The 20,466-nt window shown below is 37.6% G+C and carries 12 protein-coding genes; 6 read left to right on the forward strand and 6 right to left on the reverse strand.

The genetic code is table 11. The annotated features are described in order from the left end of the window. Positions 1-139: 139 nt before the first annotated feature. Complete coding sequence (locus CKF58_RS00605; protein ID WP_119530055.1) at positions 140-2,173, reverse strand: M3 family metallopeptidase; 2,034 nt, start codon at positions 2,171-2,173, stop codon at positions 140-142. A 646-nt stretch (positions 2,174-2,819) separates the two neighbouring features. Here CKF58_RS00605 and pgtP point away from each other — a divergent pair. Next, on the forward strand, positions 2,820-4,151 hold the full coding sequence (gene pgtP, locus CKF58_RS00610) for a phosphoglycerate transporter protein PgtP (RefSeq protein WP_119530056.1): 1,332 nt from the start codon (positions 2,820-2,822) through the stop codon (positions 4,149-4,151). Between the two features lie 180 nt (positions 4,152-4,331). On the opposite strand, the gene CKF58_RS00615 is transcribed toward pgtP, so the two are convergent. Next, positions 4,332-5,402 (reverse strand): hypothetical protein, encoded by a 1,071-nt coding sequence (locus CKF58_RS00615; RefSeq protein WP_119530057.1) that lies wholly within the window; start codon positions 5,400-5,402, stop codon positions 4,332-4,334. On the opposite strand from CKF58_RS00615, the gene CKF58_RS08620 reads away from it, so the two are divergent. After that, positions 5,391-5,519: a hypothetical protein gene (locus CKF58_RS08620; protein WP_281270659.1), complete on the forward strand. Its 129-nt coding sequence runs from the start codon at positions 5,391-5,393 to the stop codon at positions 5,517-5,519. The two genes, CKF58_RS00615 and CKF58_RS08620, sit on opposite strands and share 12 nt — an antisense overlap. 412 nt (positions 5,520-5,931) lie before the next feature. On the opposite strand, the gene CKF58_RS00620 is transcribed toward CKF58_RS08620, so the two are convergent. Further along, entirely contained in the window at positions 5,932-7,980 is a 2,049-nt protein-coding gene (locus CKF58_RS00620; RefSeq protein ID WP_119530058.1) for a M3 family metallopeptidase, read from the reverse strand. Positions 7,981-8,819: 839 nt separating this feature from the next. Between CKF58_RS00620 and CKF58_RS00625 the strand changes: the two genes are divergently transcribed. From CKF58_RS00625 to CKF58_RS00640, 4 genes are all read left to right on the forward strand, one after another. Continuing rightward, positions 8,820-10,673, forward strand: coding sequence for a hypothetical protein (locus CKF58_RS00625; RefSeq protein WP_119530059.1), 1,854 nt, complete (start codon positions 8,820-8,822; stop codon positions 10,671-10,673). Positions 10,674-11,669: 996 nt separating this feature from the next. After that, positions 11,670-13,466: a hypothetical protein gene (locus CKF58_RS00630; RefSeq protein ID WP_119530060.1), complete on the forward strand. Its 1,797-nt coding sequence runs from the start codon at positions 11,670-11,672 to the stop codon at positions 13,464-13,466. A gap of 755 nt (positions 13,467-14,221) precedes the next feature. Continuing rightward, positions 14,222-14,887: a bifunctional 4-hydroxy-2-oxoglutarate aldolase/2-dehydro-3-deoxy-phosphogluconate aldolase gene (gene eda, locus CKF58_RS00635; RefSeq protein WP_119530061.1), complete on the forward strand. Its 666-nt coding sequence runs from the start codon at positions 14,222-14,224 to the stop codon at positions 14,885-14,887. Between the two features lie 878 nt (positions 14,888-15,765). Continuing rightward, on the forward strand, positions 15,766-16,329 hold the full coding sequence (locus CKF58_RS00640) for a hypothetical protein (RefSeq protein ID WP_119530062.1): 564 nt from the start codon (positions 15,766-15,768) through the stop codon (positions 16,327-16,329). 239 nt (positions 16,330-16,568) lie between these two features. Here CKF58_RS00640 and CKF58_RS00645 read toward each other — a convergent pair whose 3' ends face one another. The 3 genes from CKF58_RS00645 to CKF58_RS00655 form a co-directional block, all read right to left on the reverse strand. After that, entirely contained in the window at positions 16,569-17,546 is a 978-nt protein-coding gene (locus tag CKF58_RS00645; protein WP_119530063.1) for a tagatose 1,6-diphosphate aldolase, read from the reverse strand. Positions 17,547-17,890: 344 nt separating this feature from the next. Further along, positions 17,891-19,012 carry a sugar kinase gene (locus CKF58_RS08515; protein WP_119530064.1) on the reverse strand — a complete coding sequence of 374 codons (1,122 nt, stop codon included), beginning with the start codon at positions 19,010-19,012 and terminating at the stop codon, positions 17,891-17,893. A gap of 219 nt (positions 19,013-19,231) precedes the next feature. Then, the gene (locus CKF58_RS00655) at positions 19,232-19,873 is read right to left on the reverse strand and encodes an RpiB/LacA/LacB family sugar-phosphate isomerase (protein WP_119530065.1); all 642 of its coding nucleotides are present in this window, start codon (positions 19,871-19,873) and stop codon (positions 19,232-19,234) included. Between the last annotated feature and the right edge of the window lie 593 nt (positions 19,874-20,466).

The following is a 20,466-nucleotide window of genomic DNA, read 5'->3' on the forward strand; positions in this document are numbered from 1 at the left end:
AGCTACTCTTTTGCATTTTTTGTATTTTATATAGAGCTTTGTGTAGTGTATCACTTCATAAGATCAATTGTTAAAAATAGTGTTTCTAAGTAAAGCACTACTTATTACAAAGTTTAACTTCTTACGAAGTCTTGTATCTTTAGTTATTTAAACCATAGTGACGTAATAGAGCATCAACTGAAGCTTCTTTACCTCTAAAGCCTACATAGTTTTCTTGTGCAGTGCGTGTACCACCTTTGGCGAGAATATTTTCTACAAATGCCGTAGCTACTTGTTGGTTAAAAATATCACCTGTTTCTTTATAGGCTGCATAAGCATCAGCGGCTAGGACTTCAGCCCATAAATAACTGTAATAACCTGCAGCATATTCACTCGTAAAGATATGCTCAAAAATATTAGCAAACCAAGGAGTACGTTTACCATACAGTTTTTCTGAACCACGTGCACGTACATCGGTTAGTACTTGGTGTACATTAGCTTGCTGCGCTAGTGGCGTATGATATAGCTCCATATCAAATAAACTATATTCAATTTGATCGAGCAGGAATAGACCACTATAGGTAAAACGCACCAGATCAGCAATACGTGCAAATAGTTCTTCCGATAAAGTTTGTCCAGTTACTACGTGTTTGGAAATTAGACGTAAAGCTTCTGGTTCACGTACCCAGTTTTCATGGATTTGTGATGGTAATTCAACAGCATCCCATTCAACATTAATTCCACCTACAGTTGGTACTGTAGTGCGAGTTAACATTAAGTGTAAGCCGTGACCCATTTCGTGGAATAGAGTTTCGACATCACGGAAAGTTAAAGTAGATTCTTTACCATTAATCGGAGGCGCAAAGTTCGTAGTAATGTAGGCTACCGGAAGTTTTAGATCGGTCGCAGTTTGTTCACGGCTATGCACGACTTCCATCCATGCACCTGCACGTTTAATTGGACGTGCATAAAGATCTAGGTAGAAACCTGCAATGAGCTCTCCGTTACGATCATACACTTGATAAAAACTTACATCAGGATAATAGGTTTTTGCGTCGGTTTTAGTGCAAGTAATGCCGTAAAGTTTATTAAGAATGGTAAATAAACCTGATAGTACTTGGCTTACTGGGAAGAACTCTTGAATTAAGGAATCATCGACCTGGAAATGCTCTTTACTGTACAGTGAAGTATAGTACTTCAGATCCGCTAAACCAAAATCCTCAATGCCGTCTTTTTGGTAAGCGTAATCTTTAAGCAGAGTAAACTGCTCTTGTCCTTGCGCAAAAGCACGTTGTTGTAGATCGGTTAAGAACTCGAGCACTTGTTCTGGAGTTTTTGCCATTTTAGTAGCTAAAGAGTATTCAGCATAAGTTTTAAAGCCAAGTAGTTCTGCCATTTTACTTTTTACTTCATACACTTGTTGTACGAGCTCACTATTGTCATAAGCAGGATCAGTTGGGTCTTCTGGCGAAGCAATAGTTGTTACCGCAGCTTGTACTTCTTGACGTAAAGCTCGATTAGCAGCATTAGTTAATACATCTACTACCACAGGTGGAGAGAGCGTAATTACATATCCTTCTAAACCACGTTCTTGCGCAGCTGCAGCATATAACTCTAAAGAGCTTGCAGATAAACCAGCTAAGTCTTGAGCATCTGTTACATGTTTAAACCAAGCTTGACGAGCATGCATGTGATTTTGTGAAATCTGCATTTGTATGGTACGTAATTGCACAGTTGCTTCTTCGAATAAAGTAGCAGCCACTCCGCTTAATTCCGCTCCCTCTAGTTTAAATCTTTGTAAACGTACTTCAAGGTCACGTTTAATTTGTGCTGGATAATTTACAGCTTCTGGAGCATTAGCTAGAGCTTTTAATTGGGTATAAAGTTTTTTGTTCATGCTTACTTCTAGATCTAAGCGAGCGCGTGCTTCACTTAAAGCATTGTAAGCATCTAAAAACTCAGGAGTAGCTACAGTTGCTGCTAGTTGATCGATTGGCGTCCAGAATAGTTCTTGGGCGAGATTATATTCATAATTCTCTTGCCCGTAAAAATCATCTAAAGTTGGATTTTCAAGGGCATTGATGTGCGCTAAACGAGCACGTACGCGTGCAGCATGTTCAGCAAATAATTGTGGTAAATTTTCTGGAGCAAACTTACTAAAGTCTACCTGATATAAATGAGCATTAACGGTCATGATAATAAAATCATCCTTGAAATGAGGATAGTAAAAAATGGTAAATAAGAATTAGCGAGCAAGAGAACAAACAATAAAAATAAGAGCCCTATTAATGCTCTTAGCTTAAAGTTAGTTCTCGTAAAAAAGGGAGTATGTAAAAAATAAAATTACTAATTAATTAAATTAAATTAAGTTAAATTAACTACTCCTAGAAATACAAACTACAAGCTCAAAAGTTTACAGTTAACTGTAAATGTGCTTTCTTCCTATTAGAAATAGAAATTTAGCACCTTTAGCAATCTTACTTAGGAGTAGGTACAAACTTATTTAGGAGTAGGTATAAACTTATTTAGAGATAGATACAAACTTATTTAGAAGTATGTAAAAACTTATTTAGAGAATTTGTAAAAATTGTTCTTTTATTATCTTAGCACGGAACAATAGGCAATCCCTAATTTTAGGCATTTCTTCTCTTGCTTTTAATTAAAAATTTTCGTTTTGACGTGCCATTAGGTAGTTTTACGGTATTTTATGGCATAAATTGCAACAAATGACACAGTGCGCTTGGGGATACAGGCTAAGCTTCTTATAATAAACTCAGCTTTTCCTCAAACGAAAAGTTTATCTTTCTACTTACTGCACTTATGCCTTAAGGAACATATCTATGTTTAATTTCCTCAAAGCTTCACCTCCAGCTGCGCGCATTAGCGATCAAGCAGCTGTAGCTCGTCACTACACACGTTTACGTTGGCAAGTATTCTTTGGAGTTTTTATTGGTTATGCTGCTTACTACTTAATCCGTAAAAACTTCTCTCTTGCCATTCCGCACTTAATTGCCGAATATGGTTACACCAAAGCCCAGCTTGGAACTGTAAGTTTTGCTTTAGCTATTGCCTATGGCTTTAGTAAGTTTATTATGGGTAACCTTTCAGATCGCTCTAATCCTAAATACTTTATTACGCTTGGGTTAATTTGCTCGGCAGCTGTAAGTTTAGTTTTTGGTTTAGTGCCAGCTGTATTAACTTCTGTGCCGATTATGATTCTCCTTTCAGCCCTTAATGGCTGGTTTCAAGGCATGGGATATCCACCAGGGGCTAAGACTCTGACCAATTGGTTCTCAACTTCCGAACGTGGAGTTTGGTGGTCATGGTGGAACGTCTCACATAATCTAGGCGGAGGTCTAATTGGACCGCTCGCTATTCTCGGAGTGTATATCTTTGGAGCATGGCAAAGTCTGTTCTACTTACCTGCTTTAATAACAGGGATATTAGCTATTGTAGTCTTTGTACTCATGAAAGATACACCTGAATCACAAGGTTTACCGCCAATCGAAGAGTATAAAGACGGGATCACTAGTACCACTGAATCAGCCCATACCTTATCTGCCAAAGATATTTTCTTTAAGTATATTGTGCATAATAAATTCTTATGGGCAATAACCATCGCTAATATCTTTGTATACTTTATTCGTTATGGGGTTATTGACTGGGCTCCAACTTACCTCAAAGAAGTAAAACACTTCTCATTTGATAAACAAAGCTGGGCTTACTTCCTCTACGAATATGCTGGGATTTTTGGCATGTTAGCTTCAGGTTATCTCTCTGATAAAGTCTTTAAAGGACACCGAGCTCCTCCGATGCTCTTTTTCATGGTAGGAGTATTTATTGCCATATTTGTGTATTGGCAAACACCTGAAGGTTATCCTTTAATTGATAATCTATGCTTAGTTGCCATCGGTTTTCTAATTTATGGTCCGGTAATGATGATCGGTCTACAAGCTGCAGACCTTGTACCAAGAGTAGCAACCGGTACAGCAACTGGTTTAACTGGTTTATTTGGTTATCTCTTTGGTTCGGCAAGTGCCGGGACTGTACTCGGCTGGGTAGTAGATAACTATGGTTGGGACGGTGGCTTCTACTGCTTAATTGCCGCTTGTGTCTTAGCCTTTATCTTTATTGCCTTAACCCTATTCCATAAAGCACCTACTCGTCCTTAGACTCTACTCTAAAATTACTACGCGTAGGTTTATACCAATAAAAAAGCACCTGGGAAACCAGGTGCTTTTTTATTAATTTACACTCACACATAAAAAGACTTAAGTTATAAACTATCTTTTTAGTGAAGTACATATTTCACGCTAAAACTCACGATTTAGCAAGAGAAAAGTTTGACGTTTTTACTCTTTAGTCTCATTAGTCATTTTATTCGCTAATAATTGCAATAAACTCATTCGATCTTCAGGTGAAAGGTTGTTTAAAAAATCGAGAGTCTGTGACGTTGCTGTATTAGCGTTATCTTGAGTTTTATCTTCTTCCATATCTATTGCCTCTTCAATGTCATCTTCATTTATGTAATCAGGAAACTCCGGAGTTACACGATCTAGCATCCATGATTGATTTTGTTTACCATAGTCATAGAAATCGGTAATAATAATGCCGTTTTCTAAGGCATGTTGCTCAATAATCTCAGCCGAAACCAGATTATAAACAATAGGTTCATTGTTAAATAATTGTGGATCAACATCATCGATGTCATATTCTACGGCTGTAAATTCAGCAACTAAATTTAGCATTGCCCGTTTAAAATCTTCATAGCTACAGTTATAATAGTAGAAGATCTTACGAGCTAAGCTAAATAAGAAACGGATATTACCTGCATCACTAAGAATCTCCGGATCAAAGCCTAAACTTTCTTCTGAAAGATCAGCAAAGGTACTCGATACAGCAAGAGCAATTTCGTCTGCATTATCAGAAATATCTGGTTGTAAAGCCGCAACTACGGTACAGAATTTCCAGAAACCATCTAAACTCACGCGACGGCAATAAGGGATTAAATCGTCTGACTGCGCTAAAGCCTCATTGAGTAAAGTGTTAACATCTACAGCTTGCGTCCCTGCAATAGCGTTTAACTGTTGTACTTTTACTTCTACGTCTTGGCGTACGGCATCTACTACATCAACCGGAGCATTAAACGAAGCTGATAGTTTATCCCCTTGTTTATAAACTGAATAAGGGAATACTTCTGGAAGACAATTCGCAAATAATTGACGAGTTAAGCCTGCTACATAAGTCGAGAGATCAACTACCGAATTATGCGCATCAAAGGCATAGTTACCACTGTATACTGGATTGAAATAACTATCTTGAATAAAGAGTAATTGTTGTAAAGCATTGGTCGTATGAACCGTGCTGAGTAAAGTATCTAATTGTTTTAAATTTACGTAATGAGACTTACTATGGGTAGTCATATTTATCTCCGAGAACTAGAGCTAGAGTGGGGTTTTACCCACATTTTAGCACAAGGTGAACTAGGCGGTTTCGCTAATCAAGGCAAAGAGCAAATTAGTTCGCTCGTTGAAGCCTAAATGGCAAATGAGAGGGAGTTACGGCTGAAATTCAATTCTAAAGAGCTTGCTAAAGATAGCTAGCTGCTAGATAAAACAAGCAAAAGAACTAGCTAACAAAAGCATAAAGTACTTGCTAATAAAAACGTAAAGGGCAACCTAACACGAGCGTAGAGGAGTTTGCACGAGCGTAAAGTAATTTGCACGAGAGTCGAAATCGAACTTCAAGTTCGAGCTAACCTCCTAAACTTCCTAAACCTCTGAACCAGTAACAGACAATAAGCCCCAACAGCAAGTAGCTTGCTTGTTGGGGCTTAAGTTATATCTTGTCAAACTTAATATTAACCTAGCGATACTATTTATCTTGAAGAAATGGTATTTATTAACTCAAGTAAATATTACCTAAGTAAATAGTATTGTACTAGAAGAAATATTATTTGCTTGGCTCAAGAATGCCGTAATGCGTTAATAACGCAGTTGGGCTTGGCTCACGACCACGGAAACGTTTATAGTTTTCCATAGTTGGGTAAGTACCACCTTGAGCAAGGATGTTGTTTTTGAACGAAGTTGCTACTTCTTTATCGAACACATCACCTTTTTCTTTATAAGCAGCGAAAGCATCTGCTGATAAAATCTCTGCCCATAAATAGCTATAGTAACCAGCAGAGTAACCACCAGTGAAAATGTGTTCGAACGTATTGGCAAACCAAGTTTTACGTGTACCAAACACTAAATCTGTAGTTTCGGCACGTACGTCTTTTAATACTTGGTGAACGTCGCGTGTATCATCGCTACCTTTACTAAATAACTCCATATCGAACAGACCATATTCAACTTGGTTAGTTAAGAATAGACCACCTGAAGTGAATTTATTTAGCGCTTGCATACGTTCGATTAGATCAGCTGGTAAAGGTTCACCTGTTTCTACGTGTGCAGAAATGTATTTTAATGCTTCTGGTTCTGATACCCAGTTTTCATGGATTTGTGAAGGTAATTCTACGGCATCCCACTCTACAGCTGTACCACATAAAGCTTGAAGTTTAGTCTTAGTTAGTAATAAATGCAGAGCATGACCAAACTCATGGAATAGAGTTTCTACTTCACTAAAGGTTAATAAAGCTGGTTTACCATTTACTGGAGGAGTAAAGTTACCACATACATAAGCTACTGGTAGTTTTACACGTGTTGCGGTTTCAAAACGACCAAAAGCTTGGTTCATCCATGCACCAGAACGTTTGGTCGTACGAGCATAGATGTCTAGATATAAACCAGAGATTAATTCTCCGTTTTCATATACACGGATGAATTTTACATCTGGGTGGTAAGTTTTTACGCTTTCATCCACTTCAAAAGTTAAGTCATATAGTTTACCTACAACCGTAAATAAACCTTTTAATACTACGTTTTCTGGGAAGTATTGACGAATTAACTCTGAATCTACGTGGAATTTTTCTTTGGCGTATTTTTGCGTATAGTAACCTAAATCCCAAAGTTCTAATTTCTCTAGACCATCTTGCTCTTTCGCAAAAGATGTTAAGGTAGCTAGTTGTTCTTGCGCTTTACCAACCGAATGGCTACGTAAGTCTTTTAAGAACTTAATTACTTGTTCTGGGCTTTCAGCCATTTTTAAAGCCAGTGAACGTTCAGCGTGGTTTTTAAAGCCTAATAGTTGCGCTTGACGAGTTTTAAGTTCGTAAATTTGTTGTACAAGCTCACTGTTGTCAAACTTACCACCAGTAGTATCATCTGGAGATGCTAAGAAAGCATAAGCTAAGTATAGCTCTTTACGTAATTCACGGTTATTACAGTGACCCATGATTTGAGAAATAACTGGTGGAGCTAAGGTTAATAAATAACCTTCTTCATAACCATTTTCTTGCGCTAGGCTTTGCAGTAATTCTAAACCTGTGTTTGGTACACCTTCAAGTTCAGCAGGATCTAAGATTAGTTTTTGCCAAGCTTGACGGGCATATAAATGGTTGTTTGAAACTTTAGTGCTTAACTCTGAAAGTTTAACTGCATTCTCTTGGTACTCAGCTGCTTGTTCACCTTCCAGCTCAATCCCGTTTAATTTATAGCCAAGTAGACTTAACTCTAAATCACGTTTAACTTCAGTTGAGTAATTGTCGTAGTCTGGAGAGTTTACAAGTTTTAAGTATTGTTTATAAATGTCTTTATTCATACTTACTTGTAAAGAAAGACGTGCACGATCTTCGTTTAAAGCATTGTAAGCTTCAATATATTCAGGAGTAGACATAGTACTACTGATATGATCGATTGCTTCCCAATTTAATTCACATTCTAGGGTTTCATCATATGATTCTTCACCATAGAAGTCTTCAAGCGTTGGGTTCTCTAAAGCAACTAGTTTATCAACACTCGCTAAAACTTTAGCTTTATGTGTTTCAAAAAGAGGACGTAAATTGTCTGGAGTAAATTGACTAAAGTCAATGGTATAGAGAGTTGTTTTTTTCTCTGTCATTGTATAATCCTTGCACTTAGGCGAAAAAGAAATTAACTCTAACTTTACAAGCTAGTCGTAAAGCCGGAAATAATTTCGCAATAAAAAATTTTCGTTCTTTTTGATTTTAACACAAAGGTCTTTTAAAGTACAAAAAGCGCTTTAAATTTGTGACTTGAGTCACAGTTTTGCGATTGAGATCCAGATGATTCTATATGTTAAGAGCTATTCATAGATCCAGACACTAGCAAATCTAGTGATTAGTACTCATGCAGATCTAATTACCTCAAATCAAGAGAGCATGTAAAAAATAAGCAGGAGTTAGAGCTAGATATCTGTACTAGTTATTAGAGCTAGTTACCTGTACTAGTTTATTGCGTTTCTATATAGGTTAGCGCTACTCATGATACCCACTATCAACAATAGCTATAGCACTACTTACGAACTGCTAACCAATAGCAGCAGTCTGTATTTCTACCGCGCTCCTCATAGCACTACTCTCAAGCAGCACTTGCTCTTTTGTGCCTAAAAGCACGAAATTACACAACCTTAAGTTTCTCTTTGTCGTACTTTCTCCTTTTTAAACTATGCTTTGCTCCTTGAAAGTTATGACTTACTTTTTACCTATCTTCTTGTAATTTCTCTCACATTTGTCGGTTAAGTGGCAATAAGAAGTATAAATTATTGCCCACTGGCAAAGAAAAACACATAAAATATATAAACTATAAAATCGTGCTTTTGGAGACGATTTTGATCGATTTCTATATTAATAGTTTGTTTCTATTTACATGTACTTTCCGCATTCTCAATTTACTCCCGCACGAGTAATTGTCTGGGAATTAAAAGGAGTGCTCTCGCTTATGAGTTTAGGCATTGGCTTGCAACTAGCCCATGCTCAAACCTCAACGCAAATCGCCGCTGCTCCTTACTATCCAGCACCACGTACTGCTCCGGTTAATCTGTTTGAATTACAGAATCGCCAGTACCCTGCAACTAGTGTGCAACAAGGAATAAATTATCCAGAAACTCCTGCAGCTTTAGCTGTATTGAGTTTACGTCAATATAATCGGGCAATGTGTTCACCGCATGGTCCAATTTATAGTTTTAAACACCAACTTGAGTTCTTACAACAGGCAGTGTTAGATGTACCTTTAATGCACCAACACTTCCCGTTACCAGGTATGCAGTTGGTACAATCTTATACTCATCAACGCAACCTTAATCCGGTACGCTTTATTACTAATTTAGAAACCCAAGCGCAACCAGATTATGAAATGTTGCACTATGCCTTACCGCAACCAGCGTTACAAATGCAACAAGTAATGCTACAAATGGAAATGGCAGCGACTTATGGCTATAGCAATGTCCCGAAAGAAGAAATTCTGACACGCTATGGCTTTATTCCAGATGATACGCATTTTAGTCAAGGAGAAGTTAAATCTAGCCTTGCTTCAGCTCGTATCCCAGACTTAACCGATACTCCGTTAGTAGCCAGTGAATACACTGGTGGTCGCCAAACTTCAAACCTTGGCAAACTTCTAACTATGCCAAGTGCAAGTCAAGCTCTAGGCAATGGCATGAGCCAAGGTGTAAAACGTATTCTTGCGTGGGGACGTGAAACGGTACAAACGCAGCCAGCTCCTAACGCTAAGGTAAATCTTAGTGTCAATGGCAATGTTGCAGCCTTAAATCCAGGCTACAACTCACAAGGAGCTACAACTAGCGCTAATTCTAATGCAGCTAGTAACATAAACCATCAGGCTCACGTTTTATTAGCACAGTCTAAAATGCCGCAAGTTGAAGTTACGAAGCCAGCACCAGCTGCACCTTCAACAACGCCAAGCAATAACAAAGACAAGCAAGGAAATAAAGCTCCAGCTAACACAGTTTCTAATGCTAATGCTAACGCTAATAAAGCTAGCTCGGCTAGTGAGAATAAAGCAAATAGCGATAATACTGCAAATACAGCTAGTAACGAGCAAGTTACTCCTACTATGTACTTAAATCGCTTACCAGCACCTATTCCTATTGGCTCATTATTAGCAACTAAGAGTGCATTGGAAGAAGAAATCCAAGCAGTCGGACAAGAGATTGCAGCAGTTAAAGTTAAATTTGCTAGCAATACGCCGCAAGTGCAACTGATTAACCAACAACTCGTTGATAGTCATTGGCGTCTCTATCGAGTAAATCATTATGTGCAAAATACTATGGCACATAAACCTCAAGAGAGCGTGCAAAAAGTTCGCTTTGCAGCTTATGCAGCAACTTTACCCGAAAACTACGAAGTAGTAAATGAGATCTACCAAGATCCAGAAATCTTACCAGAATTAGTTAAGTACAGTTTTATTAACAACTATGTGCTGATCTTACAAGATTTTAACTACTTTAATGACTTAAACGCAGCCGAGTTCTTTGATAGTTTATTTGGCTTACCTATTGCCATGATCTATGATCCGGAAACTTATCCAAATCGCCTCTTAACTCCGGCCGAACAAGAAAAACTTAAAGCTTACATTCGTTCACGCTCTAATGCCGATAACATCCATAATCGTATTTGGTGTGAATGTGAAGGTTACAATGCTTACCACATTGAAACCACAGGCTTAAGCGGTAGACTTCTCACCTTAGCGCAAAAATTTAATCAACAAGGATTAGAATTTTGTCGTAAACACAATATTAAAGTAGGTAAAGTCTCTAAAGTCAAAGTTAAGTAAGCAAGACTACAAAATTATGTCTACTCTCTAATGAGAGTTATATCTGCAATCCCTATAACTAGTTTAGTTATGGGGATTATTTATTTGCTACGACACCTCACCCCACTGCTCAAGCACTACGCCTAAAGTAAGACTACATAAAGTAGCACTACTAATTAGAATAACGTCAACCAAAGCACTACCCCCAACGTAAAACTACCCAAAGTATAACTCCCCAAAGCACCACTATAAAAAACCAAAACCAGCAATGAATCGCAACTCAACCAAGGCTACATTTAAACCCATAACCTCAATATGGTTATTAAGGATTTTCTCTTTGTTTTTAGGCTAAAACCCGCCATCTACGGTCATTAATAGCGCTTAAAGATCTATGAGGTTGTATAATGTAAGTATAAAGATCGATTCATTAAAGATCAACGTTATAGCTCTCTGTAAACCATAGCTGCAATCCCTTAAGTAGTAGCTGTATACAAAAGTACTACAACTTCTAGCAGTGTTACACTTTGTTACACAACTTAAGATTACAGCTCAAGGCTACAGCACCATGTACTAGATAAGCATAACTTAATCTGCTATATATCCTCGTAAGTTTATTCTTGTCCAACGCAGTCTACTCTTATCTTCCCTATTCTTGTTGGTCTACTCCAACATGCCTCCAAACGACTTACTTTTCCCTTAATCTTTATCTTTAAATTTCATTCTTTTTCTCCAAACAAGCTCTGTCTCTAGTATGTAATTTTAAGCTTAACCTGCTTACTGGTTAGCTATCTTTACTTTCTCATTACACATACGGAACATTTTTACCTAGCAAAGAAAATTAATCTCATTGTCTTCTCTTGAGACTTAGATATCGGTGTAAAGAGCAAGCTATATTTACCTCTAGCAGATAAGAGAAACACAAAGTCCATATAAGAACAAACTTAAAGCTGAACAGAATAACTTACATCCCAAGTGGTAAACTTTTTTACCCATAGCTCAAACAATAAGGAAGAGCCTATGAAACTCAAATTTCCCCTTTCTTCAAAGCAGAACCTAACTGCAAATTCAGCCTCTAAATCTAAAGTGCAACGCACGTTAAAACTTAGCTCTTTAAGTTTATTAATTGGTGGTCTAGCTTTATCTCTTACGGCTTGTAAAACTTTAGAGAATAGTCAACCACAGGTAACCAAAACCGTACAGCTAAATCCAACTACAGCTACCAAACTCTATCAACAACACAATAAGCAGTTACCACAGTTAAAAACTACTACCACTCCTAAAGTAGCTCTTAGCCCAATTAATCACAAAAATATTCCTCTAACTGTACCAACAGGTACTAATACTACCTTAGACGATAAAGCTCCAGCGACTTTACCAAGCGATGGTAAGGTTATTAATAGTAGTAACGCTAGCACTACTAAATCTCAACAAGCTAGCCCAAACAACCAAGCTACTCAAGCTAACGCTACTAATAAGTCGCAAACTAGCACAGATACTTCGAGTAACAATGTAGAGACTACAACAGCAACTACTAATGCTGCTACATCTACAGCTACTACAGCTAATATAGCTACAACTGATACTTCGAAGGCAGCAACAACGGCAACAGCACCTTTAGATGCAAACGCTGCTCAAGAGCAAACAGCCGTTGATCCAGTGGGAGATGCGTCATCCAATACAGCTCCAGCCAACAGAGAAGAAGAACTAATTGCACAAAGTAACGAGCAAACTCCTGTTGTAGATTTAGATATTACTTCTACTACTGTTTTACCAGCTGTTAAATTAAGCGAAAGCCAAATTAACTCACAAGCTACTTATGTAGCACAAGTAAGACAACTAGCTTTACAAGCTCATAATCTAGCGAATGCTGAAAAAGAAAAACAAGCAGCTGCCTCTGGAGAGCAAAGCACCATAGAAAACAAGGTTGAGCAGACTGCTAGTCAAACACCTGCACAACAAAGCTCGGATAAGGTTAATTCAAGCTCTAGCCAAGCAACTACTAATCAAACTACAGTAACTTCTGAAAAAGCAACCGAACAAGCTAGTCAAACTCCAACCGATAAGGCTGTTGCTTCCGATACAAACAACAGTAATGTGAGTGATAATAGCGCAAGTAGTGATACAAGTAATAGCGTGAGCAGTAGCACTAGTAGTGACGCTAATAGCAGCATTGAAGCAGACCCAGGGCAAGCTAATGCTTCAGCAAGTGAACAAGCTTACTTACAACAAGCGATTAAACAACTTGGAGGTTATAGTCCAGAGCTGCAAGCTTTAAATAAACAGTATGCTGGAGATCCTCATGTGCGTATGCTGCTGATTAAGCAAAAAATCAAAGACAATGGTGTAACCCTTTCTAATAAAACTCGTTTTGCGGCATATAACGATAGTCTACCGGTAGTAAATACTAAGATTAGTAATCTTCCGGTAGCAAAACAAGCTGACCTGATTAAGTACATCTTCTTGAACAATGCCGAACTCATTAGCCAAGATTTTAGTTACTTTAGTAGATTAAACATCGTAGAGTTCTTCAGTTCGATTTTAGGTAAAGATATTGCTGCTCAATACTATCCAAATCTTTACTACAATCGCTTACTAACTAATAAAGAACAAGAAGAAGTCCTTAAAGCAACCCTTGATCCACAAAAACAACGTGTAATTGCGCAAAAGGTATTCCAAGAGTGTCATAACTTTAATGCTTATCAAATGATTACTTTAGGCTTACAATCTCCTTTACTAGAGTTAGCAATTAAGCTTAATGCCCAAGGACGAGAGTTCTGTGCAGCTTATGGACAATACTTTGCTAAAGATAAATAATCTCGACTAAAGAGTTCTATTTTAAGATCTAAAGCCTTGCTGCAGATCTAAAGCATTATTGCTGGTAGCTAATAATGGTTAAAGATGGGGAGTATGTACTTAAATAAAGCTTGCCATAAATCAATGTCATTAGTAGTTTAAGCAATGCCATTAGTAAGTTTAAGCAATGCAAGATTTAGCCTAAAATCGGCAATTGTTGACTAAATTGTAGGTCAAAAAGTTGTCTGATGACCACTTTGCAAAAATTACAATTTTTCAATTTAAAAATCCCCCTCGCGAGCTTAGTCTTAGCGAGGGGGATTTTGTATTAATTTGCAAGAAAAATTTGCAAGCTTTTTCGACTTGTTAAAAGTAAAATTTACGACTTTAATTCTTAATAATCACAAGCTTATGGCGGTTAGCAACCTGTTGCTATTTTTACTATTCGTTACCTTGCCTTACCTTTATTTTTAAACTCTTATTTTCTGTTCTATCACTGCCCTTTGCTGCCCAAAAACTGCCGTAAAAACCGATAAATTTTTTAGTGCTTTTTTACGTCATTTTTACGATAATAGATAAGAGATTTTAGTAATTATTTTCCTCAAAATTACTAAAACTTACTCTTACATTTAGGCAGCAAGTAATAAGTTGTTACAACTAATTACTTGTTGAACTGACAGCTTGTTTACCATAAACTTGATTTATGCGTCTGGCTTATCAGTTCTTCATTATCTTTCTTGTAATTATCTCCCTTTCTAGGGTTTGGATGTTCACATATGGTGACTAAGCATCTAACTTACGCGCAAATTGAAAAAGTTCCTCTAGTAGCAGTTATTACCTTAAAAAACATTGCTCAAGCTGTACCTCTAGCTGAAGCACTAAAAAAAGGTGGTTTAACTAACTTAGAGATTACTTTACGTACTCCTATTGCTCTTGACGTAATTCGTTTATTACGTGATGAGTTCCCTGATTTAAATATCGGTGCTGGTACGGTTACTGATCCAAACTTATACCGTCAAGCTAAAGCTGCTGGAGCGCAGTTTATGGTAAGTCCAGGAGCTACTCCTGAATTACTAGTTGAAGCTGCAAAGTACCATGAAATCCCATTCTATCCAGGTGTATGTACTCCAAGCGAAATGCTACTAGCTGAATCTTATGGTTTCGATCATGTGAAATTCTTCCCAGCTGAAGCTTTAGGTGGCGCTAAAACCCTTAAAGCCATTGCAGCAGCTTTACCAAACATTAGCATTCTTGCTTCTGGTGGTATTACTGAAGGTGATCTCGCTGATTACTTTAATGTGTCTTCAGTATATGCTGTATCAGGTTCTTGGTTTATTGCTCAAGATCTGATGAATGCTGGTCGTTGGGACGAAGTAGAAATTCTTACTCGCAGTGCTGTAATAGCAACTAAAAATGCTCGCAGCAAAGCACTGAAAAAATAAAGCTCATCCATAAAGCTCATAAACTAACGACAACTCGTCTTTGACTCTAAAGACGCAGGCTTGGTAATGGTAGTTTTATCTACTAGCTTTTATTTAATATTTCATATTCTTCATTTCAATAATTTATAGATTGACATATGATTTCTCCAAGTACCTACACAAATTTGTGTAGGTACTTTTTGCATAGTAACTTGAAGCTAATATCGATATTAATCATAACGATGTTTATGAATGTTTATAAACATCACTATATCTTTCGCTTTGTGAAGCAAGACAGATCGCCGTATAATTCAACTTTTTAAACTGGCCATATTTGCAAAAATTATTGTTCGACACATACAAATTTGTCTTTTTATTTGCAAAAGTTTGCATAAAAAGTGGTCACCAGTCGCAAATAGCAGATTTTGTTGCTGGCTAATTTGTTAAATCGGCTATAATAGCATGGTAAAACTGATAACCCCTTATATAGCTGCAAATACAGCAGCAAATATAACTGCAAATGCAAGTGCAACACAGCCGCATTGCGCTATAAAATTGCTTACAATTACTTACAAGTACTCGCAATTCATTGTTATTACTCGCAACAACCTCGAGCTGCATAAGGCAGGTAATTACACCAATAAGTCGAGCTTAAGAGAAGACACCGTCTCTTACCCTAAAATCTCACTAACCTATGTATCTATTAGTTAAATTGAACTAATTTAACTTTTCATATACGCTCGCTTATTTTTACCTATCAGCTTTGCTAATATTGTTTATTCATTTGTCAACTTAAAATCTTATCCATTATATTTAAAAAAGTTTTATTAACTACTTTAGCCGCTGCTTCAGTAGTAGCTTTCTCTGCGCAAAACGCAGCTGCTCGTACTGACGCTGTAGTGTATGACTTACAAGCAGGTTATAAATTTGACCGTTACGCGCAAGAGAAATTCAAAGGTTTCACTGTATGTGGTGCTGCATTATTTAAAATCGCAGGTGACGACGTAGCTACTTTATACGTTGGTCCAGAGTTCTTCTACTCTTACACTAAATACAAATACGATTTTAACTCTGTAGGTCAAACTTTCACTGCTAACTACAACGTTAAATTCTCACAACAAGATTTCCAATTAGGGGTTAAAGCTCGTAGCTATTTATTCCCTACAACAAACGTTAGACCATTCTTTGGTTTAAGTGTTGGTTTCTTATCTCATTCAGATGCGAAAATTAAAGTTGATATGTCAGCTAGTCAATATGGTTTAACTCTAAACCAAAAAGCTGACTACCGTGCGAGTTCGAATGACCTATACTTCAATGTTGAATTAGGAGTTGATGTGTACAAATTTACTTTAAGCGTAAGATACTTACACACTAAACTCGAATATAAATTCGCTGGTGGTGACCTATCAACTGGTAAATTACCAAGTAACCAATACTCTGTATTATTAGGTTACAGTTTCTAATTAAAACCTAGTTTAAAAAATTATATTTCTCATAACAGTCTGATCCTCCAAAGCATTGCTTTAGGGGATTTTTTATTTTAGCGGATATTTTCCTTTAGAGGATATTTTCCTTTAGAGGATATTTTAGCCCAACGCAAAAAACTCTAGCCTAAGCTAGAGTTTACAGATAATACATCCCCTAAAGTAAAGCCAAGCTTCACTTTACGGTCGACTTAGATTTTAAGGTTCTTCTTTTAAGATTATTTGCTATAAAGCTTATCTAAATCTACAGGTGTAGCATATTTTTCTACCACTTCATTTAAAGCCGTAATATTTTGTACCCCTGTTTCACGTAACCAAGCTACTACGCCTTGACTACCTGATTTAGCATATTCTTCGGCAGCACCTGCCCAAGTTGCACGACCACATAACACCCCGTTAAAGGTTGAACCACCTTCTTTCGCAAAGGCTAAGGTTTGACGGAATAGCTCCGGACTTACCCCTGCTGATAAGAAGATAAATGGTAAATGGGTTGCTGCACTTTGTTGCGCAAAGAACTCGGCTGCTTGTGCTTGGGTGTACACCGGAGTTACACCTTCTTTCGTAAAGCCTTCCACCAAGTTCATATCAACTGGTACTTCAACTTTCAGTACATCTACTTCATACACTGGATTAGAGAACTCTTGCATTGCCGCAATTACTTTACGCGGTTTTACTTTGGCAAATTCTACTTTATCATCAGTTGTATGATCGTAAGTTAAAATCTCTAAGAATAATGGCAGATTGGCGTGACAACATTCTGCACCCACACGTTCTACAAACGCGCGTTTACGCTCGTTCACTTCATCACCTTCATCTACATCATAATAAATTAATAATTTAATCCCGTTACTACCTAAATCTTTTAAGCGTTTAACAGAGAATAAATCTAATAAATCCGGATAGCGTCCTTTTACGGTTTTATCATAGCCGGTTTTTTCATAAGCCATGAGTAGACCACAATTAGCGTCACGTTCTTTTGAACCAGGAATACCGATTTCCGGATCAAGTAGGATCGAAGATGAGTAAGGAGTTAACTCTTTACTTACTAGGCATTTAAAATGCTCTAAATCAGCAACTGGAGTAGTATCACCTATTAATCTTCTTAATGCGCCGCGTTGATCAATTGCTAAAGCATTGATAATACCGCTAGCTGTCATTAATTTAACTAACTGTGCTTTTTTTTCTACATGGGACATAAGATATCCTTAGATAAAAAGGTATCGGTTTGCCTGGCAAACGGATACAAGTAAATATTTTAAGAGAGCAAATAAGTAAACTCTATTCGGAAAAGAATTTACCACTAACCAAGAAGATCCTTAGCTAAAGTTTAGAAGCTGCAATTGGTTGCTTAAGTGAAGAAGTAATACCTTCATCAGCTTAAGTTACTTAATCCTTGGGCTCGAAACATTAGATGCTAAGAGGTAAGTTTTTGTCATAAATACAGCCAAGAGCTGTAGCTTTAACGCTTCGGAAGCCATTAAAACTCGCAAGTGCTAAACCTCTAGCTAAGAACTCTAGGTTAAAAAATACATATTCTGCCCTATGAGGCAAAAGGATGAGTATATTCGGCAGGAATAATCGCTCCTTTATGGCAGATTACTTGTTGAGCTACTTGTTGGGCAAGTTTAGCAGCTTGCTGCGCACTTGTGCCTAAGACTAGAAACGCGCCAATAATCCCAGCTGCAAAGCTATCACCAGCCGCAGTTGTATCAACTACCTTTTCGAGTGGAGTAAAGCTATAAGTCATTACTTGTTGTGGTTTATTTACCACTAAAGCTTGATACTCGTACGAAGTTACGACCCCTTTATCAAGCAATTGAGCATAGTCAATACCTGTAGGATAGAACTGCACCGTATCACGTTGCTTAAATACTAGATGACGATGGGTTTGTTGTTCTAAGGCTTGTAACGCCGTTATCACATCGGCTTGTTGTGCACGCGCTTGACTTACAACCGCAATCGCTTGTTCAAGTAAGCTTGGCTCTGATGCTTGAAACGCACTTAAGCAATAAGGTTGCGCTGCAGGAACGATTTCTTTGTCATAAAGCAGAGCATCTTCGTCGTTTGAGCAAAAGAGTACTTGTGCAAATTGCGCAATTTGCTCAAAGTAAGCTTTAGCTAACTCTTTACTTTCCCATAAACGCGGACGATAGTTTAAGTCAAAGACTACTTTAACTTGCTTGCTAGCTTGGGCTAGACTCTGTACAAAGGTATCACGCGTTTCTGAAGGTAAAATCGCTAAACTAATACCCGAGAAGTACACTATGTCAAACTGTTGCCATAAAGCTACAAGTTGCTCAAGACTCATACCAACAAAGCGATAACGTGCTGCGGCGTCCGAGCGCCAGTAACTAAAACTACGTTCACCTTTGTCATCGAGGTTAATGGCATAGAGACCAGGGAACTTGTTCGGGTTTTGTGTTACAAGGCTCGTGTCCAAGTTACACTCGTTAAAGCGTGCCAGCATTTGCTGCGAAAGAGGATCTGTGCCCACAGCTGTAATGTATGAAATCTCAGCTTGAGCTGGAGTGAGCACGCGACGTAAATATACTGCCGTATTAAACGTATCACCGCCAAATGTTTGGGTGTATTGGTTGGGTACAGAGGTTGCTTGCAACTCTACCATGCACTCACCAACTAAAGCCACTTTCAGGTGGGACATACAAAAACCTCCACAAAAGGAAGATACAGCCCTAGAGACTAGGTTGGTTTAATCCCTAGAGCTCATTTCTTACTTTTTGCTTACCTAAGGGAAGACGACGCAACTAAATAATTGTCAGTTAATCTAATATGATCTGTTAGAGATCTAATAGTTATCGATCTAATCACAACTAGCTAGTAACTTAATGTCAGACCTGTTATAGATCTAAAATCGGATCGCTTATTGACCTAATAATTCTTTTACGTAAGCCACTAAAGCTTGATCTTGCGCATGCGCAAAGAATACTTTTTGGAAATCAGGGTGACCTACGGCTTGTTTTACTAACTCTTGATCTAAAGCTTTTAAGCCTTCTAAGTAGTCTTTAGCTAAACCTACTTTTACTTGTCCTAAGATACGCGCATTAGTTTGTTGTGGTACTGCGCGTTCTTTTGGATAGCCTTCACCGCGTGGTCCGTCAAAGAGTTTTTCAAAAATATAACGTAAATTTAACTCGGCAGCCCAACCCCATCCTTTAGCAAAAGGAATAGATACGGCATTACCATTGTTAATTTGACTGTAAAGGAAAGCATCTGCTGGATCTAAACAGTAACCACAAACTACACCAGGGTGAGCATTGTAGCTCATTAATGAACCTTGACCTGTACCACAACCAGTTACCATAAAGTCTACGGCTTTAGAGTTAAGTAGTAAGCCCGCTTGAATACCTAAATGAATGTAAGTTAGATGATGATCGTTTTCAGATAACATCCCAACGTTTACTACTTCATGACCATATTGCTCACCAGCAACACGTTGTAATTCAGCAAATACTAAACCAGCTTTTGCAGCTTGGCTGTTTTCTAGATTTAAGCCAATACGCATGGCTACTCCTTATCTTGGGAAAAATGAGGTAGTGAATTGGTATACAAGACAGCTAGCAAGCTGCCAGTCTACGCACTATAAACTTAATTTGTCGTAATTGAGTTTATAACTAAGAGCAAAATGGTGTTTGCAACTAGAAGCACTTACCAGAGTTAAGCGAACTTAAAACTGGCACTAGTTGCAAACCTAAACTCCCAAAATGCATAATGACAAAGCCATTTTAGTTTTTTTATGTAAAAAAGATTTCTTCTAATTACTTTAACAAGTTGGTTTGTCTGTCTATAAAATATGAGCAACTTGTATACTAAAGGTATTTCAGTTTTATGGAATTTATCTGTTTTAATTTCAACTTACCAGATACGATTAGTAATACCTATAATATAGTTCCTTATTAATATAAAACGTATTTTGGTGACACTTCGCACGCTTTGGTTTTATTGTTCAATACTAATGTAATGAAAGCTCATGTAATGTTAGAGTTTTGCATTTTGTTTTTCTGAACAACAGGTTGATTTTCAAGGACTTGTTAATATAAATATACCTAAAAACAGCGCTTTCCCATTATCTAAAATTTGCGGAATTTAGGTTGCAAA

Source organism: Psittacicella hinzii (assembly GCF_003585935.1).
Lineage (GTDB): Bacteria > Pseudomonadota > Gammaproteobacteria > Enterobacterales > Psittacicellaceae > Psittacicella > Psittacicella hinzii.

What these genes read in the sequence shown, in the direction of transcription:
- CKF58_RS00605 (WP_119530055.1), bottom strand. Translation starts at nt 2,173, where the DNA reads ATGACCGTTAATGCTCATTTATATCAGGTAGACTTTAGTAAGTTTGCT.
- pgtP (WP_119530056.1), top strand. Translation starts at nt 2,820, where the DNA reads ATGTTTAATTTCCTCAAAGCTTCACCTCCAGCTGCGCGCATTAGCGAT.
- CKF58_RS08620 (WP_281270659.1), top strand. Translation starts at nt 5,391, where the DNA reads ATGGGTAGTCATATTTATCTCCGAGAACTAGAGCTAGAGTGGGGTTTT.
- CKF58_RS00615 (WP_119530057.1), bottom strand. Translation starts at nt 5,402, where the DNA reads ATGACTACCCATAGTAAGTCTCATTACGTAAATTTAAAACAATTAGAT.
- CKF58_RS00620 (WP_119530058.1), bottom strand. Translation starts at nt 7,980, where the DNA reads ATGACAGAGAAAAAAACAACTCTCTATACCATTGACTTTAGTCAATTT.
- CKF58_RS00625 (WP_119530059.1), top strand. Translation starts at nt 8,820, where the DNA reads ATGAGTTTAGGCATTGGCTTGCAACTAGCCCATGCTCAAACCTCAACG.
- CKF58_RS00630 (WP_119530060.1), top strand. Translation starts at nt 11,670, where the DNA reads ATGAAACTCAAATTTCCCCTTTCTTCAAAGCAGAACCTAACTGCAAAT.
- eda (WP_119530061.1), top strand. Translation starts at nt 14,222, where the DNA reads ATGGTGACTAAGCATCTAACTTACGCGCAAATTGAAAAAGTTCCTCTA.
- CKF58_RS00645 (WP_119530063.1), bottom strand. Translation starts at nt 17,546, where the DNA reads ATGTCCCATGTAGAAAAAAAAGCACAGTTAGTTAAATTAATGACAGCT.
- CKF58_RS08515 (WP_119530064.1), bottom strand. Translation starts at nt 19,012, where the DNA reads ATGTCCCACCTGAAAGTGGCTTTAGTTGGTGAGTGCATGGTAGAGTTG.
- CKF58_RS00655 (WP_119530065.1), bottom strand. Translation starts at nt 19,873, where the DNA reads ATGCGTATTGGCTTAAATCTAGAAAACAGCCAAGCTGCAAAAGCTGGT.